General features: G+C 73.4%; 18 protein-coding genes. 13 read left to right on the plus strand and 5 right to left on the minus strand.

From position 1 onward, the window contains the following. Window positions 1–14 precede the first annotated feature (14 nt). Both J2X26_RS09880 and J2X26_RS09885 read left to right on the plus strand, forming a co-directional pair. Window positions 15–1,067 carry a GNAT family N-acetyltransferase gene (locus J2X26_RS09880; RefSeq protein ID WP_307491850.1) on the plus strand — a complete coding sequence of 351 codons (1,053 nt, stop codon included), beginning with the start codon at window positions 15–17 and terminating at the stop codon, window positions 1,065–1,067. Between the two features lie 119 nt (window positions 1,068–1,186). Then, window positions 1,187–1,933 (plus strand): lysoplasmalogenase, encoded by a 747-nt coding sequence (locus tag J2X26_RS09885; RefSeq protein ID WP_307491852.1) that lies wholly within the window; start codon window positions 1,187–1,189, stop codon window positions 1,931–1,933. A gap of 4 nt (window positions 1,934–1,937) precedes the next feature. Here J2X26_RS09885 and J2X26_RS09890 read toward each other — a convergent pair whose 3' ends face one another. Then, window positions 1,938–4,409, minus strand: coding sequence for a DNA gyrase/topoisomerase IV subunit A (locus tag J2X26_RS09890; RefSeq protein WP_307491854.1), 2,472 nt, complete (start codon window positions 4,407–4,409; stop codon window positions 1,938–1,940). 105 nt (window positions 4,410–4,514) lie between these two features. On the opposite strand from J2X26_RS09890, the gene J2X26_RS09895 reads away from it, so the two are divergent. Genes J2X26_RS09895 through J2X26_RS09910 form a run of 4 tightly spaced genes read left to right on the plus strand, consistent with a single transcriptional unit; the run spans window position 4,515 to window position 9,730 of the window. Further along, window positions 4,515–7,241 carry a bifunctional acetate--CoA ligase family protein/GNAT family N-acetyltransferase gene (locus J2X26_RS09895; protein WP_307491856.1) on the plus strand — a complete coding sequence of 909 codons (2,727 nt, stop codon included), beginning with the start codon at window positions 4,515–4,517 and terminating at the stop codon, window positions 7,239–7,241. A gap of 49 nt (window positions 7,242–7,290) precedes the next feature. After that, window positions 7,291–7,866: a DUF5998 family protein gene (locus J2X26_RS09900; RefSeq protein ID WP_307491858.1), complete on the plus strand. Its 576-nt coding sequence runs from the start codon at window positions 7,291–7,293 to the stop codon at window positions 7,864–7,866. After that, window positions 7,863–9,071, plus strand: a complete 1,209-nt coding sequence (locus J2X26_RS09905) for an alkaline phosphatase family protein (protein ID WP_307491860.1) — start codon at window positions 7,863–7,865, stop codon at window positions 9,069–9,071. The genes J2X26_RS09900 and J2X26_RS09905 overlap by 4 nt, the downstream gene beginning before the upstream one ends. Then, window positions 9,071–9,730, plus strand: coding sequence for a thymidine kinase (locus J2X26_RS09910; RefSeq protein WP_307491862.1), 660 nt, complete (start codon window positions 9,071–9,073; stop codon window positions 9,728–9,730). The genes J2X26_RS09905 and J2X26_RS09910 overlap by 1 nt, the downstream gene beginning before the upstream one ends. 5 nt (window positions 9,731–9,735) lie before the next feature. Here the strand turns inward: J2X26_RS09910 and sepH are convergent, their stop codons facing one another. Beyond that, window positions 9,736–10,773 carry a septation protein SepH gene (sepH, locus tag J2X26_RS09915; protein WP_307491864.1) on the minus strand — a complete coding sequence of 346 codons (1,038 nt, stop codon included), beginning with the start codon at window positions 10,771–10,773 and terminating at the stop codon, window positions 9,736–9,738. Between the two features lie 138 nt (window positions 10,774–10,911). Between sepH and J2X26_RS09920 the strand changes: the two genes are divergently transcribed. From J2X26_RS09920 to J2X26_RS09930, 3 genes are all read left to right on the plus strand, one after another. Then, on the plus strand, window positions 10,912–11,544 hold the full coding sequence (locus tag J2X26_RS09920; RefSeq protein WP_307491865.1) for a trimeric intracellular cation channel family protein: 633 nt from the start codon (window positions 10,912–10,914) through the stop codon (window positions 11,542–11,544). A 59-nt stretch (window positions 11,545–11,603) separates the two neighbouring features. After that, on the plus strand, window positions 11,604–12,413 hold the full coding sequence (locus J2X26_RS09925) for an inositol monophosphatase family protein (protein ID WP_439897843.1): 810 nt from the start codon (window positions 11,604–11,606) through the stop codon (window positions 12,411–12,413). 161 nt (window positions 12,414–12,574) lie between these two features. Further along, the gene (locus J2X26_RS09930) at window positions 12,575–12,874 is read left to right on the plus strand and encodes a DUF4193 domain-containing protein (RefSeq protein WP_055913906.1); all 300 of its coding nucleotides are present in this window, start codon (window positions 12,575–12,577) and stop codon (window positions 12,872–12,874) included. Window positions 12,875–12,944: 70 nt separating this feature from the next. On the opposite strand, the gene J2X26_RS09935 is transcribed toward J2X26_RS09930, so the two are convergent. Beyond that, window positions 12,945–13,424 carry a DUF3093 domain-containing protein gene (locus J2X26_RS09935; RefSeq protein WP_307491870.1) on the minus strand — a complete coding sequence of 160 codons (480 nt, stop codon included), beginning with the start codon at window positions 13,422–13,424 and terminating at the stop codon, window positions 12,945–12,947. 38 nt (window positions 13,425–13,462) lie between these two features. Here J2X26_RS09935 and dut point away from each other — a divergent pair, with 38 nt between their 5' ends. The 4 genes from dut to J2X26_RS09955 all read left to right on the plus strand — a co-directional run bounded on the left by dut (window position 13,463) and on the right by J2X26_RS09955 (window position 15,902). Beyond that, the gene (gene dut / locus J2X26_RS09940; protein ID WP_307491872.1) at window positions 13,463–13,933 is read left to right on the plus strand and encodes a dUTP diphosphatase; all 471 of its coding nucleotides are present in this window, start codon (window positions 13,463–13,465) and stop codon (window positions 13,931–13,933) included. 64 nt (window positions 13,934–13,997) lie between these two features. Then, the gene (locus tag J2X26_RS09945) at window positions 13,998–14,777 is read left to right on the plus strand and encodes a DUF3710 domain-containing protein (RefSeq protein ID WP_307491874.1); all 780 of its coding nucleotides are present in this window, start codon (window positions 13,998–14,000) and stop codon (window positions 14,775–14,777) included. Then, window positions 14,774–15,142: an OB-fold nucleic acid binding domain-containing protein gene (locus J2X26_RS09950; RefSeq protein WP_056584684.1), complete on the plus strand. Its 369-nt coding sequence runs from the start codon at window positions 14,774–14,776 to the stop codon at window positions 15,140–15,142. The genes J2X26_RS09945 and J2X26_RS09950 overlap by 4 nt, the downstream gene beginning before the upstream one ends. Next, window positions 15,135–15,902: a DUF3159 domain-containing protein gene (locus tag J2X26_RS09955; protein ID WP_307491875.1), complete on the plus strand. Its 768-nt coding sequence runs from the start codon at window positions 15,135–15,137 to the stop codon at window positions 15,900–15,902. Before J2X26_RS09950 ends, J2X26_RS09955 begins: the two co-directional genes overlap by 8 nt. Here J2X26_RS09955 and J2X26_RS09960 read toward each other — a convergent pair. Together J2X26_RS09960 and J2X26_RS09965 are read right to left on the minus strand one after the other, a co-directional pair. After that, complete coding sequence (locus tag J2X26_RS09960) at window positions 15,835–16,509, minus strand: potassium channel family protein (protein ID WP_307491876.1); 675 nt, start codon at window positions 16,507–16,509, stop codon at window positions 15,835–15,837. The genes J2X26_RS09955 and J2X26_RS09960 overlap by 68 nt on opposite strands. Further along, window positions 16,506–17,156 carry a potassium channel family protein gene (locus J2X26_RS09965; protein WP_307492249.1) on the minus strand — a complete coding sequence of 217 codons (651 nt, stop codon included), beginning with the start codon at window positions 17,154–17,156 and terminating at the stop codon, window positions 16,506–16,508. Before J2X26_RS09965 ends, J2X26_RS09960 begins: the two co-directional genes overlap by 4 nt. Window positions 17,157–17,192: the final 36 nt, after the last annotated feature.

Below are 17,192 nucleotides of genomic sequence, written 5' to 3' on the forward strand. Positions count from 1 at the left end.
GCCGTCGGGGTGCGATGGCCGGGATCGTGGACGACGTGACCGTCGCCGACCTCGCTCCCATCGCCGTGCGCGCCGCCGCGCCCGCCGACGTCCCGCTGCCCATCGGGACGGACGGCCTGACCTGGCGTCCACTGACGCGCGACGACGTCCCCGCACTCGCTCGCCTGATCACGGCGACGGAGGACGCCGATGAGGCGCCGTACCGGACCTCTGCGGAGGAGATCGACGACGAGTTCGACGGGGACTGGAAGGACCACGCCCGCGACACGCTCGCCGGGATCGACGCCGACGGGGTGATCCGCGCGTACGCGCGCGCCAACCAGCCCCCTGGGGACGCCCGGGTGGTCAGGGTCTTCCTCGACGGCGCCGTGGACCCGCAGTGGCGCGGTCGGGGGATCGGCCGCCAGGTGCTCGAGTGGGAGAACGCGCGCGGCCGCCAGCTGCTGGCCGCCTCCGGCAAGGAGCTCCCCGCGCGTCTGGCCGTGTTCGTCCACGACAACGCCGACGCCACGATCCGGCTGGTGCGCGCTGGCGGCTTCACACCCGCCCGGTTCTACGCGGAGATGCGCCGCCCCCTGGACGTCGAGCTCCCGCCGGTCGTCGTGCCGGAGGGGCTGCGCATCGTGCCCTGGAGCGCCGAGCTGGACGAGCAGCTGCGGCTCGCGCACAACGAGGCGTTCGCCGACCACTGGGGGAGCGAGCCGCGCACCGCGCAGGAATGGGTGCAGGGCCGCAGCATGTTCGCACCCACCTGGAGCTTTGCCGCGATCGACGACGCCACGGGCGAGGTCGCGGGGTACCTGATGTCCGCCCGGTTCGAGCACGACTGGCCCTTGCTCGGCTACAAGGCCGGCTACACCGACCTGCTCGGCGTGCGCCGCGCGTGGCGTGGTCGTCGGCTCGGGGAGGCGCTCCTCGCCACCGTGATGGCCGCCTACCGCGCGGACGGCATGGACATGGCCGAGCTGGGCGTCGACACGGCGAACCAGTCCGGCGCGCACCGGCTCTACGAGGGGCTCGGGTACGCGGTGTTCCACAGCTCCACGCTGTTCTCGATCGAGCTGTGAGCCGCACGGGCGAACGTGCTCCGGTCGCCCGCGGCGCGGGTTAGCATCGGCGCGGCAGGACGACGAGGTCCCGCCGTTTCTGTCGCCGGACGAGGACGTCCGGTCTCCTGGAGGTCGCCGTGGGACGCTCGCTGTCCATGGCCGCGCGCACGTGGGTCGCGGTCTTCGTCGTGCTGGTGCTCGTGCATCTCGCCGCGCAGGGAGCGGACGCCACCACGCTGGCCGACGTCACCCAGTGGATGCTCATGCCCGCACTCGCCGCGGTCGTCGTCACCGCCACGCGCTGGCCGCGCGGCCGCGTCGTGACGTGGACGCTCGTCGCCCTCGGCTTCTCCTGGCTCGGCGACCTCGTGCCGTCGCTCGTGGGGGAGGACGCGGCCTTCCTCGTCATGGTCGGCTTCTTCCTGCTCGCGCAGGTGGCGTACGTCGTGGCGTTCGCGCCCCTCGTCCGACGCTCCGTGGTGCACACCCGCCCGGTCCTGCTGCTGCCGTACGCGGCGGTGCTCGTCGCCCTGATCGCCCTGTGCGCACCCGGTGCGGATGCCCTGCTCGTGCCCGTCGCCATCTACGGCGGCGTCCTCGTCGCGATGGCGGTCCTCGCGACGGGCCTCGGCCGCACGGCCGCGATCGGCGGTGCCGTCTTCCTGCTCAGCGACAGCCTGATCGCGCTCGAGGCGTTCGTGCCCTGGTGGGACCTGGCCGGGCAGGGCTTCTGGGTGATGCTGACGTACACCGTCGGGCAGGGCCTCCTCGCGGCGGCGGTGATCGGACGCAACATCGCCGAGCGTCAGGCGCCCGAGCCGCGGCCGGTCCGCACCTACGCCCAGCGCCCCCCGGTGCCGGACAACGTGGTCGCGCTCGTCTGACGACTCACCCGATGGCGTGCACGGGCGCGGCCAGCGGCGTGCCCGACATGTCGCGCCGCGGGTCGAGCGCGGGCAGCTCGATCGGCTGACCTGCGGACCCCGTCGCCCACGCCGGCGCCGAGCCGACCCACGCGAGCAGCAGCGCGTCCTCGTTGCGCAGGAACCGGTGTGCCCGGACGCCGCCGGTCGCGCGTCCCTTGCCCGGGTACGCCTCGAACGGGGTGACCTTCGCCGAACCGGCCTGCGTTCCGGGGAGGGCGCCGGACGCGCCCGCGACGGTCACGACGACCGCCTCGGCGGCGTCGGCCGGCACCGCGGCGAACGCGACCACCCGCTGGCCGGTCGCGAGCTTGATGCCCGCCATGCCGCCCGCGGACCGCCCCTGCGGCCGGACGGCCGACGCCGGGAAGTGCAGCAGCGAGGCGTCGGAGGACACCAGGACCAGCTCGTCGGCGTCGCGCACGGCGACCGCGCCGACCACCTCGTCGCCGTCCTTGAGCGAGATCGCCTCCCACGCGTCCCGGTTCCCCGGGATGTCGCCGGACGTCACGCGCTTGACCGTGCCCTGGACGGTGGCGAGCGCGAGCGTCGGTGCGTCGGCGGCGAGTGACGCCAGGCCCACCACGCGTTCGCGGGGCAGGAGCGTCACGACCTCGCCGAGCGGCACACCGCCGGAGAGGGAGGGGGCGCCGTCCGTGGGCGGCAGGCCGGGCAGGTCGAGCACGGAGACGCGCACGATCCGGCCCTGCGACGTCACGACGCCGACCTCCGCCCGCGCCGTGGCCGGGATCGACGCGGCCACGACGTCGTGCTTGGCCCGCCGCGCACCGTCCGCACGCGCCGGCAGGTCCTCCGACGCCGTGCGCGCGAGCAGCCCGGTACCCGACAGCAGCACCCAGCAGGGGGTGTCGGCGATCTCGAGCGGGGCCGCCGCGCCGCGGGCCGCCGGGGCGCCCGTGATCGACGTGCCGCCGGCCGACTCGAGCAGGATCGTGCGGCGCGGGGTGCCGTAGGTCGCGGCGACCTCGGCCATCTCGTCGGAGACCAGTCCGCGCAGCCGGGACTCGTCGGCGAGGATCGCCTGCAGCTCCGCGATCTCCTCGACGAGCTGCTGCTGCTCCTTCTCCAGCTCGATCCGGGAGAACCGGGTGAGGCGGCGCAGCCGCAGCTCGAGGATGTACTCGGCCTGCGGCTCGGACAGGTCGAACACGGTGCGCAGCCGGGCCCGGGCCGTGTCGGCGTCGTCGGACGTGCGGATCACCTGGATGACCTCGTCGATGTCCAGGATCGCGACGAGCAGGCCCTCGACCAGGTGCAGGCGTTCCAAGCGCTTGGCGAGCCGGAACTGCGAGCGTCGGCGGACCACCACGAGGCGGTGCTCGACCCACACGACCAGCAGCTCGCGCAGCCCCAGGGTGCGCGGCTGGCCGTCGACGAGGGCGACGTTGTTGATCGAGAACGAGTCCTCGAGCGGGGTGTAGCGGTAGAGCTGCTCGAGGACGGCCTCCGGGACGAAGCCGGTCTTGATCTCGATGACCAGGCGCAGGCCGTGCTGCCGGTCGGTCAGGTCGACCGCGTCGGAGATGCCCGAGAGCTTCTTGCTCTGCACGCCCTCCTTGATCTTCTCGATCACCTTCTCCGGGCCCACCGTGTACGGCAGCTCGGTGATGACGATGCCCTTGCGCTTGGGCGTGACGTTCTCGATCCGGGCGGTCGCGCGGGTGCGGAACGCGCCGCGGCCGGTGCGGTAGGCGTCGCGGACGCCCTCGAGACCGACGATCTTGCCGCCCGAGGGCAGGTCGGGGCCGGGGACGAAGCGCAGCAGGTCCTCGAGCGTGGCGTCCGGGTGCAGGACGAGGTGGCGGGCCGCGGCGACGACCTCGACGAGGTTGTGCGGCGCCATGTTGGTGGCCATGCCGACCGCGATGCCCGACGCGCCGTTGACCAGCAGGTTCGGGATCGCCGCGGGGAGCACCTCGGGCTGCGTGAGCTTGTTGTCGTAGTTGGGCACGAAGTCGACGACGTCCTCGTCGAGCCCCGTCGTCATCGCGAGCGCGGCCGGCGCCATGCGCGCCTCGGTGTAGCGGGGCGCCGCCGGGCCGTCGTCGAGCGAGCCGAAGTTCCCGTGGCCGTCGACGAGCGGGAGGCGCAGCGAGAACGGCTGCGCCAGTCGCACCATCGCGTCGTAGATCGCCGCGTCGCCGTGCGGGTGGAGCTTGCCCATGACCTCGCCGACGACGCGCGCCGACTTCACGTACGGGCGGTCCGGGCGCAGGCCCATGTCCGACATCTGGTAGAGGATCCGGCGCTGCACCGGCTTGAGGCCGTCACGCGCGTCGGGGAGCGCTCGCGAGTAGATGACGGAGTAGGCGTACTCGAGGAACGAGCCCTCCATCTCGGTCGCGACGTCGATGTCGACGATGCGCTCGACGAGGTCCTCGGGCGGGAGGTCAGGGGTCGCGGGGCGACGCGCCATGGTGCTTGCTCCTCGGGGGGCCGGTCTGCTGTGCGGCGACCATTGTGGACCGTCCGGGACCTTTGGCGGGCGCGGCGCGCGGCTGCCGCCACTAGCGTGACGCTCATGGCAGACGTCACGGCTGACGGCCTCTCGCGACCGGGGCACGCGTACCCGGCTGCGTGGGAGGCGGACGTCGTGCTGCACGACGGCTCGACCACGCACGTCCGCCCGCTGCGGCCGGACGACGCCGACGCGCTCCAGGCGTTCCACGTCGGGCAGTCGGAGCGGTCGACGTACCTGCGGTTCTTCGCCCCGCTGGAGCGGCTGCCCGAGCGTGACCTGGCACGGCTGGTCAACGTCGACCACGTCGACCGGGTGGCTCTGGCGGCGGTGTCGAGCGGGGACGACGGTGACCAGATCATCGGCGTCGCCCGGTACGACCGCATCGGCACCGACGAGGCCGAGGTCGCCTTCAACATCGCGGACGCCCACCAGGGCCGTGGGCTGGGGTCCGTGCTGCTCGAGCACCTGGCCGCGGCCGCGCGGGAGCGGGGGGTGCGGCGGTTCGTCGCCGAGGTCCTGCCGCAGAACGGTCGCATGATCGCCGTCTTCAAGCAGGCCGGGTACGAGGTCCGGCAGCGGACCGAGGACGGCATCGTGGCCGTCGGGTTCGACATCGACCCCACCGACCGGTCGCTGGCCGTGATGGCGGACCGCGAGCACCGCGCGGAGGCCCTGTCGATGCGCGGCGTCCTGCACGCGTCGTCGGTGGTCGTCGTCGGCCCGGGGACGGAGGCGGGCGAGACGCTCGCGGGTCGGCTGGCCGCGCGCGTGCTGGCGGACCTCCTCGTCGGGGACCCGTCGGTCGTCGTGCACGCGGTCGGCGTCCCGGGCGACCCGCCGCTGCCGGTGCACGCGCGGATCTCGGACGTGCCCGGACCGGTCGAGCTCGCCGTCGTCGCCGTGCCCGCCGCCGCGGCGACCGACGTCGCCCGGGACCTCGCGCACCTCGGCGTGCACGGGATCGTCCTGTTGAGCGCGGGGTTCGCCGAGGACGGCCCCGACGGCCTGGACCGCCAGCGCGCGGTGCTCCGCGCGGCGCACGGGGCCGGGATGCGGGTGGTCGGTCCGAGCTCTTACGGGATCATCTCGACGCGGGAGGGCGGTCTGCAGCTCAACGCGTCCCTGGCGCAGTCCCCGCCGGCGTCGGGGCGGGTCGGCCTGTTCTGCCAGTCGGCCCCGCTGTCCGTCGCGCTGCTCGCGGCGGTCCGGCGCCGGGGCATCGGGGTCTCGCAGTTCGTGTCCGCCGGTCACCGTGCCGACGTGTCGGGCAACGACCTGATGCAGTTCTGGGCCGACGACGACAGCACGGACGTCGTCGGCCTGTACCTCGAGTCGCTGGGCAACCCGCGCAAGTTCTCCCGCGTGGCCCGGCGCCTGTCGCTGATCAAGCCCGTGATCGTCGTGACCGCCGGGCGGTCCGGTCAGGTGGTGCCACCCGGGCACGCCGTCCGTCCGACGCACGCCCCGCCGCGCACGCTCGCGGAGATGCTGCGCCAGTCGGGGGTGGTGCGCGTCGAGAACACCCACCAGCTGCTCGACGTCGCGCAGGTCCTCGCGCACCAGCCGCTGCCCGCCGGCCGCCGCACCGCGATCCTGGCCAGCTCCGCGTCGGTGGCGGCCCTCGTCGCCGAGGCGGTCGCGGCGGCCGGCCTCGTGGTCAGCGGGCACGTGCAGCTGCTGGCCGAGGACGCCCCGCCGGACCGCGTCCGTGCGGCCGTCGACGCCCTCTACGACGACGGTGACAGCGACGTCGTCATCGTGGTCCGTATCCCGACCGTCGGCGGTCCGGACACCGTCCTGCAGGACGCCGTCGCGCAGCGTGCAGCGCGCTCCCGGCGGACGACCGTGGCGTGCATCTACGACCTGCACGGCCTGACCGAGGAGCTGACCGCTCGCGACGACGACGGCCGCGAGTGGACGGTGCCCGCGTACAGCACCCCTGAGGACGCGGCGCTCGCGCTCGGCCACGCCGCCCGGTACGCGCGGTGGCGCGACGGGGACCGCGGGCGCCCCCTGCACCCCGAGGGTGCGGAGACCCGGGTCGCCCGGCGGCTCGTCGCGGGGTGGCTCGACGCCGAGGCGTCGGGCGACGCAGCCCTGGCGCTCGACAGCGGCCGCACCGCGCAGCTGCTCGCGACGATCGGCGTCAGCGTGCTGCCGTCCACCCGCGTGCACGACGCCGACGAGGCCGTCGCCGCCGCGGAGCGGATCGGCTGGCCGGTGGCGCTCAAGACGACCGTAGCGGCGCTCCGCCACCGCGCGGATCTCGGGGGAGTGCGCCTCGACGTCGCGGACGAGGCCGAGCTGCGGGCGGACGTGGAGCAGGTGCTCGCGCTGGCCGCGGGGCTCGGGGCGACCGACGGGGACGAGCCCCTGGAAGTGCAGGCGATGGCTCCCCGCGGGTCCGCGTGCGTCGTGCGCTCGGTCGAGGACCCCTCGTTCGGCCCGATCGTCAGCTTCGGGCTGGCCGGCGACGCGTCCGACCTGCTGGGCGACATCGCGTACGGCGTGCCGCCCCTGACTGACGTGGACGTCTCCGAGCTCGTCCGCACGGCACGCGCGGCTCCCCGGCTGTTCGGCTACCGCGGTCTGCCGGCGCTCGACGTCGCCGCGCTGGAGGACATCATCGCGCGCGTCGCCGTGCTCGCCGACGACCTCCCCGAGCTGCGCTCGCTCGAGCTCAACCCGGTGGTCGTCTCCGAGCACGGTGCGGCGGTCCTCGGCGCCCGTGCCTCGGTGTCCCGCGCCGACCGCGCGGACGCCACCCGACGCCTGCCGAGGGTGTGACCCTGTGCGCGCTCGCCGGACACGCCCGCTGGGGTGGGAGGATGGGCACGTGCCCGCTGCTGCTCCTGCCCTGCACCACGACCTCCACCGTGCCGGCTACTACCCCGAGCTCGTCGTCGACGTGCTCGACGTGGCCCTCGCGGACGAAGAGGTCGTGGCTCACCTGGTCCACCCCGAGACGACGTTCGACGCCGCCGAGGTGCGCCGCCACGTCACCGTGCTGGTGCTGACGCCCACGCGGCTGATCGTCGCCCACGTCGACGACCACCCGGCCGACTCCGAGCACCCCTCGGCGTCCGCGTCGGCCACGACCGAGGCCGTGCCGCTGGCGCAGCTCACGTCGGTCGCGCTGACCCACGTCGTGCCGCTGCCGGAGAAGCACGAGCGCGGCCGGCCCGCGCAGGAGCTGACCCTGGTGATCGGCTGGGGCGCGGTCTCGCGGGTTGACCTGGAGCCGGCCACGTGCGGCGACCCGAACTGCGACGCGGACCACGGCCTGACCGGCACCCTCGCGCCCGACGACGTGGTCGTGCGGGTCAGTGCCGCCGCGGAGGGTCTCGACTCGGTGCGCGCCGCCACGGCGTTCGCCCGGCAGCTGTCCGCCGCGAGCGCCCGGGCCCGATGACCGACCTCGAGGCACCCGCGACGACAGCGCTGTCGACGGTTCCGCCGCGGGTGCGCGCCGCGCTCCAGGCGGCCGACCTCGTGGCGCCGGGCTCCGACCACCCGTGCCTGGGCCGCGTGCTCCCCGCCGTCGCCGGCGCGCTCGGGCTGCTCGACGTGCCCGACGCGAGCAGCTCGCAGCGGATGCTGGGTCTGCCCGACGCGACCCGCGTCTGCGTCGTGCTCGTCGACGGGCTCGGGCACACCAACCTCGCCGAGCGCGCCGGCCACGCACCGTTCCTGCGTCGTCGGCTCGGCGACTCCACCCCCTTGACCAGCACGTTCCCCTCCACGACCGCGACCGCGATGGGCACCTTCGGGGTCGCGCTGCCGCCCGGCCGCACCGGCATGCTCGGGTACACCGTCCGTGACCCCGCGACCGGGGAGCTCGGCAACCTGGTCAGCTGGACCGGGCTGCCTCCCGCGCGGCAGTGGCAGCGCGAGACGACCGTGTTCGAGCGCCTCGTCGCGGCGGGCACCAGCGTGACCAGCATCGGGCCGGCACGGTTCGCGGGCTCGGGGCTCACCGAGGCAGCGCTGCGCGGCCCCACCTACAAGGCGGCCGAGTCCCTGGCGGCCCGGGTCGACGCCACCGTGGACGCGCTGCGCCGGCCGGGCGTTGCGTACCTGTACTGGGGGGACGTCGACAAGGCGGGCCACCACCACGGGTGGGGGTCGTGGCAGTGGGGTGACGCGCTCGCCGAGCTCGACGCCGAGCTGGGCAGGCTCGCGCGCCTGCTGCCGCGGGACACCGTGCTGGTGGTGACCGCCGACCACGGGATGGTCGACGTGGACCGGTCGCAGCGGTGGGACGTCGCGACCGACGCCGCCCTCGGCGCCGGTGTCGAGCTCGTCGCGGGGGAGCCCCGCGCACTGCACCTGCACCTCGAGCCGGGAGCAGACGCGCTGCAGGTGGCGGACCGGTGGCGGGACACGCTCGGCGCCGCGGCCGTCGTCGTGACCCGCGACGAGGCGATGTCGGACGCGTGGTTCGGGGACGTCGCCGAGCACGTCCTGCCCGTGATCGGGGACGTGGTGGTGGCGATGACGGGCCGCGCGACCGTCGTCGACTCCCGGACCCAGACGCCTGGGTCGATGGACCTCGTCGGGGTGCACGGGTCGTTGACCCGCCACGAGATGCTCGTGCCGTGCCTGGTGGTGGCCTGATGGCCGAGCTGGTCTTCTTCTCCGGGACCATGGACAGCGGCAAGTCGACGCTGGCGCTCCAGATGCACCACAACCACGCGGCGCGCGGACGCGACGGCGTGCTGTTCACGCGGCACGACCGCGCCGGCGCGGCAACGATCTCCTCACGGCTGGGGCTGACGCAGCAGGCGCACGAGGTGGACGACTCGACGGACTTCTGGTCGGACGTCATCTCCCGCCGCACGCTCGGTCGACCCGTCGACTACCTCATCGGTGACGAGGCGCAGTTCTACACCGCGGACCAGGTGGAGCAGCTGGCACGCGTCGTCGACGAGCTCGGGGTGGACGTCTACGTGTTCGGCATCTCGACGGACTTCCGGGCCCGGCTCTTCCCCGGTGCCGCCCGGCTGGTCGAGCTGGCCGACCGGGTGGAGATCCTGCAGGTCCGCGCGCTGTGCTGGTGCGGCGCACGGGCGACGCACAACGCCCGCACCATCGGCGGGACCATGGTGGTCGAGGGTGCGCAGGTCGTCGTCGGGGACGTCGAGGCCGGTGCCGACGAGGTCGGCTACGAGGTCCTGTGCCGTCGGCACCACATGCGACACATGACCGCGGCCACGGCCCGGGCGTCCTCGCCGAGCCCGCAGACCCTGAGCTCCGCGGAGGAGCTCAGCATCTGACGGTTCTACTCCGGCTTCGCGCCGAAGACGATCTCGTCCCAGCTGGGCACCTTGGCGCGACCGCGGCGCGCCGCCGCCCGAGGTCGCTCGGCGTCCTCGGCCTCCGCGGCAGGGGTCGTGACCGGCTCGGGAACGGCGACGGGCGCCGGGTAGACCTGCGCCTCGGCCGCGTCGTCGGCATCGACGGGATGGGCACCGGGCACGGTGGAATCGGGCCGTCCGAAGTCGAACGCGTGCTGCGGCCCGAAGCCCTCGAACTCCTCGGTGTCGTCGTCGAGCTCCACGGCCTGCCGGACGCCGCGTCGGCTGCGCAGGTCGTCCAGCAGCGACGCGGTCTCCTCCTGCGGGTCGGGCACGGGCTCGGGGGCGGGCTCCTCGGCGTCGAGGTCCTGCGGGGTGCGCAGGGAGCCGTCGCCCTGGAAGTCGAACACCACGTCGCGCACGGCCGCAAGGTGACGGCGCGACACGGGCTCGTCGGGCAGCTCGGTCTCCGAGAGCCAGCGGGCCTCGTCCTCGTCGGCCACGACGGTGCGCTTGGCGAGGTCGAAGGTCCAGCGGGCCTCGTGCTCGACGTCTCCCACCGCGAACCGCGCGAGGACCACCCACGGTCCGGACGCGTCGCGTGCGGCGTCCCACGCGAGCGAGGCGGGGTCGACGCCGCGCGCGGCGAGACGGTCGGTCACGAGGTCACCCAGCGTCGGTGCACCGACGTCCCGGCCGACGCGCGTGCCGCGTGCCTGCTCCGCCACGTGCTCGCGCTCGGCGAGGACCGGACCTTCGTACCGCCGGACGCGCTCCACGGGCAGGCCGGCGGAGTCCGCGACCTCCTGCGTCGTCGCGCCCGCACGGATGCGCGCCTGGATCTCCCGCGGGCTCAACGTCCCGGCGCTCTCCGCGCGCAGCTGCTCGAGCTGCGGGCGGTCGCGGCGCACGGCCGCGCGCAGCGGTTCGTCGATGCGCACACGAAAGCGCGCCCCGTCCGGGGCCACCAGGACGAGGTGCTCCCCGTCCTCGTGCAGACCCACCAGCTCCAGCTCACCCATGCGACCTCCCGGGAACTCGGCACGAGCCTGCCACCGATCCGGCCCGTCGGCGTGCACCCCGGGCGGTGCGGCGCACGATCGCCGCGATGACGGCCCGCCTGCGACGTCCAGCGGCGTCCCGCTGCGATGATCGGCGCCGTGCACACCGACATCCCCCTGGAGCCGATCCTCGAGCTGGTCGGTGTGTTCGTCGGCGCGATGTCCGGGGCGCTGGCCGCGGTGCGCAAGCAGTTCGACGTGTTCGGGATCATGGTGCTCGCCTGGGCGGCCGGGCTGGGCGGCGGCATCCTGCGCGACGTCCTCATCGGTGCCGTGCCCCCGGTCGGGATCTCGAACTGGCGGTTCATCGCGACCGCCGTCGCCGGCGCGACCCTCATCTACTTCTTCCACCCGCGACTCGAGCGGGCGCGCCGCTTCATCGTCGTGCTGGACGCCGGGGCGCTCGCCCTGTTCAGCGTGGTCGGCACCATCAAGGGGCTCGAGTACGGCACGACGCTGACCGCTGCGGTCATCGTCGGCGTCATGACCGGCGTCGGCGGGGGAGTGCTGCGCGACCTGCTGTCGGGCGAGGTACCCGTGGTCCTGCACCACCGGCAGCTCTACGCGATCCCCGCGCTGCTCGGGTCGACCGTGACGGCGATCCTGTGGTGGCAGGGCGTGATCACCACCGCGACGAGCGTGGTCGTCGTGATCTTGGTGTTCGTGCTGCGGGTGAGCGCCCTGCGGTTCCAGCTGAAGGCACCGGGGCCGTGGCGAGGGACGGTGCGCTGACCGCGCGCTGCGAGGATGGGCGGGTGAAACCCGACTCTCCTGACCTGGTCCGCACGCTCATGGAGGTGGCCGAGCAGCTCGCCCGGGAGGCCGGTGCGCTCGTCCGCGACGGGCGGCGCAGGCTCGTCACCGTCGCGGCGACGAAGTCCAGCGACCAGGACGTGGTGACGGCGATGGACCTCGCGTCCGAGTCGCTCCTGCGGAGCCGGCTGGCCGAGCTGCGCCCGCACGACGCGATCCTCGGCGAGGAGGAGGCCTTCCGGCCGGGCACCTCGGGCATCACCTGGGTGGTGGACCCGATCGACGGCACGGTCAACTACCTGTACGGGTCGACGGCCTACGCGGTCTCGGTCGCCGCCGTGACCGGTCCCGACCCGACGGTCGCCCCCGACCCGGCCACGTGGACCGCGCTCGCCGGGTGCGTGTTCGCCCCGGAGGACGGGCGGACGTTCACGGCGGGTCGTGGGCTCGGTGCGACGCTGGACGGGGTCGGCCTGCGCGTCGGCTCCGCGCGACCGTTGATCGACTCGCTCGTGGGCACCGGCTTCGGATACGTGTCGTCGAGGCGACGGGTGCAGGGACGAATCGTCGCAGAACTGTTGCCGCAGGTACGTGATATTCGTCGCGTGGGTTGCGCATCACTCGACCTGTGCGGGATCGCCGCCGGAACCCTCGACCTGTACTACGAGCGCGGGCTGCAGCCGTGGGATCTCGCGGCCGGGGCGCTCGTCGCCCAGGAGGCAGGTGCGCAGGTCACGGGCCTCCGCGGGCAGGCGGCGCAGGAGGCGATGACCGTGGCGGGGCTGCCCGGTCGGGTCGAGGAGCTGAGGGCGTTCCTCGAGGCGCTCGACGCCGACTCCGACGCATGAAAACGCTCTCACAGCACGTGTGACGAAATCGGTCGCGCGTCCGGTTCGCACCGCGCTCGAAAGTGGTGCAGAATCCCACCGCGCGCGGGAACAAAAAGCGCGTCGCGTGCATTGATCCCGCGTATGAGTTTCCATCAAGACCACGGAGTGTGACGCCACACATGGCTACCGACTACGACGCCCCGCGCAAGACCGAGGAGGACCTGAGCGAGGACTCGCTCCAGGAGCTTCAGGCTCGGCGCTCCGACAAGAACTCGGGCGTGGTGGACGAGGACGAGACCGAGGCGGCCGAAGGGTTCGAGCTCCCGGGCGCGGACCTGTCCGGCGAAGAGCTCTCCGTGCGCGTGCTGCCTCGGCAGGCGGACGAGTTCACCTGCTCGAGCTGTTACCTGGTCCACCACCGCAGCCAGCTGGCCTACGAGCGTGACGGTCGTCCCGTCTGCTCGGAGTGCGCTGCCTGACCGTCTGCACCGAGAAGAAGATTCGGCTCACCTGAGGGTCGGCCGCCCAGCACGACCGGGCGGCCGACCCTCAGGCGTGCACGGCTGCGGCGAGCGCGTCCGGCCGACGGGTGGACACCACCCAGTACGGCGTCGGGTCCTGCGGGTCGTCCACCTCGACGCGGACCGCGGTGTGGATCCAGCCGCGCAGGCAGACGTGCGCACGCGCGTCCAGCCGCGGACCCAGCTCGGCCCTGGTCGCCTCCGCGTCGAGCGCGACCGCTGCGCCGAGCAGGTCGACCGGGATGTGCGCCCCGCCGGCACGCAGGACGCCGTCGCGCACCTCGATCCTCGGCGCCAGCCCTGTCAGGACGACCGCGCCGACGACCAGGACGACGATGCCGACCAGGGCAGCGACTCGCGGGTCCACCGGGACGAACGCGACGGCCATCATGGCCGCGAACACGACGAGCAGGACCCAGCCGAGCGGTCCGAGCCACAACCGTTCGGCGTACGTCGGAGCGGTCGCCCGGGACGAGGGCAGCGGGGTTCCACCGGGAGCTTCTGGCATGCACCCAGCATCCCATCCGGCGGGTAGGGTCGGGCCCCGTGACGGCCGACCCCAGTATCGAGGTGCTCCTGCTGCGCCTCGACCCCGAACTTCCAGTGCCCGCCTACGCGCACCCCGGTGACGCCGGCGCCGACCTGGTCTCCAGGATCGACGTCGTCATCCCCCCGCAGGGCCGCGTGACCGTCCCCACCGGCATGGCGATCGCGCTGCCCGACGGGTTCGCCGCGTTCGTGCACCCGCGCTCGGGGCTGGCCATGCGGCACGGCCTGACCATCGTCAACGCCCCCGGCACCGTCGATGCCGGCTACCGCGGCGAGATCGCCGTGACGCTGCTGAACACGGACGTCGAGCACGCGCTCGAGCTGCACCGCGGCGACCGCATCGCGCAGCTGGTGATCCAGCGGGTCGAGCGCGTGCGGTTCGTGGAGGCCGAGCAGCTGCCCGGGTCGCACCGCGGCGACGGCGGTTTCGGGTCCAGCGGCGGCTGGAAGGCTGCGCCGACGCGCTAGGTCGGGACTACTGTCGATCTGTAGGCAACTGATGCGCGCGAGCGCGTCGAAGAGGAGTGAGCACGTGGCGCTGTTCCGGCGTGGTGGGAAGGATCCCGCCCCCCAAGACGCGGTGGAGACCGAGACGGACGAGCCGACGGTCGTCGACGACGGTCCCGAGCTCGACGACGACGCGCAGCCGTCACCCGAGCCCGTCGAGCGCACGGGTGGCCCGTGGGACGCCTCGCAGGTCGACGACGACCTGCCGCGCGTCGACCTCGGTGCCATCCTCCTGCCGGGTGTGCAGGGCATGGAGCTGCGGATGGAGATCGACAAGGCGACGAACGTGGTGTCCGCCGCGTCGATCCTCCTGGACGGCTCCTCGCTGCAGGTGCAGGCGTTCGCCGCACCCCGCACCGACGGTATCTGGGACGAGATCCGGGCCGAGATCGCCGAGTCCGTGACCCAGCAGGGTGGCTCGGCCGACGACCTGCCGGGCCCGTTCGGTCGCGAGCTCCTGGCGCGGCTTCCCGTCCGGACGCCGGAGGGGCGCACGGGGCACCGTCCGGCCCGGTTCATCGGTGCCGACGGTCCGCGGTGGTTCGTGCGCGGCGTGATCACCGGTCGCGCCGCGGTCGACCCGTCGGCCGCGACCGCGCTCGAGCAGCTGTTCGGCGGGATCGTCGTGGTCCGGGGCACGGACGCCCGTCCGCCTCGGGACCTGCTCACGCTGACCCTGCCGGGACCGGGCGCGCCCAACCTCACGCACAACCCGGCACCCCCGGAGACTGAGGACGGCGCGAAGCCTGCGGCTCCTGACTTCGACCCGCTCACCCGCGGCCCGGAGATCACGGAGATCCGATGAGCCTCAAGGAGCGCCTGAAGAAGGCTGTCGCGTCCCAGGCAGAGATCGAGGCCGACGAGGAGCGCGCGGACGCGCACCGCTCGGTCGGCTGCACCCCCGTCGACCAGCTGGCGGACCGTTCGCGCGCCAGCGTCTCCGGTGTCATCCGATCGGTCACGCTGCGGCCGCGCGAGGGTGTACCAGCCCTGGAGGCCGAGCTGTACGACGGCAGCGGCGCGCTCGACCTGGTCTGGCTCGGTCGACGGGAGATCGGCGGTGTCACCCCCGGTCGCCGGCTCAAGATCGAGGGTCTCGTGTGCCTGATCGACGGCCGACGGACGGTGTTCAACCCCCGCTACGAGCTCAGGCCGCGTCCCGGTGAGTGAGCCGGAGCGCCGGGACCCGGTCGACGGGGAGCATCTCCTCGAGGCGGTCGACGACGTCGTGGACCCCCAGGACGGCCCCGTGCGCGGGATGCGGGTGCTGTCGTCGGAGACCTTCTCGGCGTCCGACGCCGTCGGGGGCGTGCGCGGGATCATCGAGTCCGTCGCGCCGGGCATGCTCTTCGTCGTCGTGTACATCGCGACGGGACAGACGCTCGCACCGGCACTCGTCGTCGCTCTCTCGGTGGCCGTCATCACGGTCGCCGTGCGGCTCTTGCAGCGGCAGGCTCCGACCCAAGCGTTCGGGGGCTTCCTCGGCGTCGGGATCGGCGTGCTGTGGGCGTGGCGCACCGGGGATGCCAAGGACTTCTTCGCCTACGGGTTGTGGGTGAACGTCTCGTGGTTCCTCGGCACCCTGCTGACCATCGTGATCGGCTGGCCGCTCGTCGGTCTCGTCGTCGGGCTGTTCTCGAAGGCCGGTCCGCTCAACGAGGGCGGATCCTGGGCCGGAGCCGTCGCCTGGCGTCAGGACCGCCCGCTGCGGAGGCGCTACGCGCTCGCCACCGTGCCCTTCGTGGCGCTCTTCGGCCTGCGCCTGGCGGTCCAGCTGCCGCTCTACTTCAGCTCCGAGGTCACCTGGCTGGGCACCGCGAAGCTCGTCATGGGTGTACCGGGTACAGCCCTCGCGCTCTGGGTCAGCTGGCTGCTGGTCCGTGGGTCAGCAGCTGCTCGAGAGCAGACTCGTCCGCTTCCCGAGCCGTGACGAACAGCAGCTCGTCCCTGCCCTCGAGCGTGTCGTCGGGGCTCGGTGCGATGGGGCGGGCGTCGCGCACGATGCACGCGAGCACCGTGTCGGTGGGCCACTCGATCTGACCGACCCGCACACCGGCCAGCGGTGAGTCGTCCGGGAGCGTGAGCTCGAGGATGTCGGCGCGGGACTGGTGGAACGTGAAGATGCGCACGAGGTCGCCGACCGTGACGGCCTCCTCGACCATCGCCGTCATGATGCGGGGCGTGGAGACGGCGACGTCGACGCCCCACGCCTCGTCGAACATCCACTCGTTCTTCGGGTTGTTCACGCGCGCGACCGTGCGGGGTACGCCGAACTCGGTCTTGGCCAGCAGCGAGATGACGAGGTTCGCCTTGTCGTCGCCCGTCGCAGCCACGACGACGTCGCACTCCTCGGTCTTGACCTGGCGCAGGGTGGGCAGCTCGCAGGCGTCCGCCAGCAGCCAGTCCGCCTCCGCCACCTGCGAGACCCGCATTGCGGACGGCTGCCGGTCGATCAGGGTCACCTCGTGCCCGTGCCCGAGGAGCTCGCGCGCGATGGAGCGGCCGACCGAGCCGGCGCCCGCGATGACGACCCTCACTCGGTCACCGCCGGTGCGCTGGTGAGGATGCGTTCGACCAGGGCGGAGGTGTCCGCCCGCATGAGCACGTGCACGGTGTCGTTCTCCTGCAGGACGGTGGTCGACGTCGGCAGGAGGCCGTCGCCGTAGCGGGTGAGGTAGGCGATCCGGGCGCCGGTGGCGTCCTCGAGCACACGCAGCGGCCGGCCGACCCAGCCCTCGTGCACGTCGACCTGGGCGAGCTGGATCTGCCCGGAGGAGTCGCGGAACTCGTCGGTGGCACCCATCGGCAGCAGGCGCCGGAGCACCTGGTGGGCGGTCCAGCGCACCGTCGCGACCGTGGGGATGCCGAGCCGCTGGTAGATCTCGGCCCGGTGCGGGTCGTAGATGCGGGCGACGACGTTCTCGATGCCGAACGTCTCGCGCACCACCCGGGCGGCGAGGATGTTCGAGTTGTCGCCGTCGGACACCGCGGCGAACGCGAACGCCTCCTCGATCCCCGCCTGCTTGAGGGTGTCGCGGTCGAACCCGAGCCCGGTGACCTTGTTCCCGCCGAACTCGGAGTCGAGCCGCCGGAAGGCCTCGGGGTTCTGGTCGATGACCGACACCGAGTGCCCGTTGTCCTCGAGACTCTTCGCCAGCGTCGCACCGACCCGGCCGCATCCCATGATCACGAAGTGCACAGTGCGGCACGCTATACCGTC

This window comes from Cellulomonas humilata, assembly GCF_030814415.1.
In the GTDB taxonomy this organism is placed as follows: domain Bacteria; phylum Actinomycetota; class Actinomycetes; order Actinomycetales; family Cellulomonadaceae; genus Cellulomonas; species Cellulomonas humilata_A.

Bases quoted from the DNA above. Each gene is read 5' to 3' on its own strand.
- J2X26_RS09880 (WP_307491850.1), top strand. From the start codon at position 15: ATGGCCGGGATCGTGGACGACGTGACCGTCGCCGACCTCGCTCCCATC.
- J2X26_RS09890 (WP_307491854.1), bottom strand. From the start codon at position 4,409: ATGGCGCGTCGCCCCGCGACCCCTGACCTCCCGCCCGAGGACCTCGTC.
- J2X26_RS09895 (WP_307491856.1), top strand. From the start codon at position 4,515: ATGGCAGACGTCACGGCTGACGGCCTCTCGCGACCGGGGCACGCGTAC.
- J2X26_RS09905 (WP_307491860.1), top strand. From the start codon at position 7,863: ATGACCGACCTCGAGGCACCCGCGACGACAGCGCTGTCGACGGTTCCG.
- J2X26_RS09910 (WP_307491862.1), top strand. From the start codon at position 9,071: ATGGCCGAGCTGGTCTTCTTCTCCGGGACCATGGACAGCGGCAAGTCG.
- sepH (WP_307491864.1), bottom strand. From the start codon at position 10,773: ATGGGTGAGCTGGAGCTGGTGGGTCTGCACGAGGACGGGGAGCACCTC.
- J2X26_RS09925 (WP_439897843.1), top strand. From the start codon at position 11,604: ATGGAGGTGGCCGAGCAGCTCGCCCGGGAGGCCGGTGCGCTCGTCCGC.
- J2X26_RS09930 (WP_055913906.1), top strand. From the start codon at position 12,575: ATGGCTACCGACTACGACGCCCCGCGCAAGACCGAGGAGGACCTGAGC.
- J2X26_RS09935 (WP_307491870.1), bottom strand. From the start codon at position 13,424: ATGCCAGAAGCTCCCGGTGGAACCCCGCTGCCCTCGTCCCGGGCGACC.
- J2X26_RS09950 (WP_056584684.1), top strand. From the start codon at position 14,774: ATGAGCCTCAAGGAGCGCCTGAAGAAGGCTGTCGCGTCCCAGGCAGAG.
- J2X26_RS09965 (WP_307492249.1), bottom strand. From the start codon at position 17,156: ATGGGATGCGGCCGGGTCGGTGCGACGCTGGCGAAGAGTCTCGAGGAC.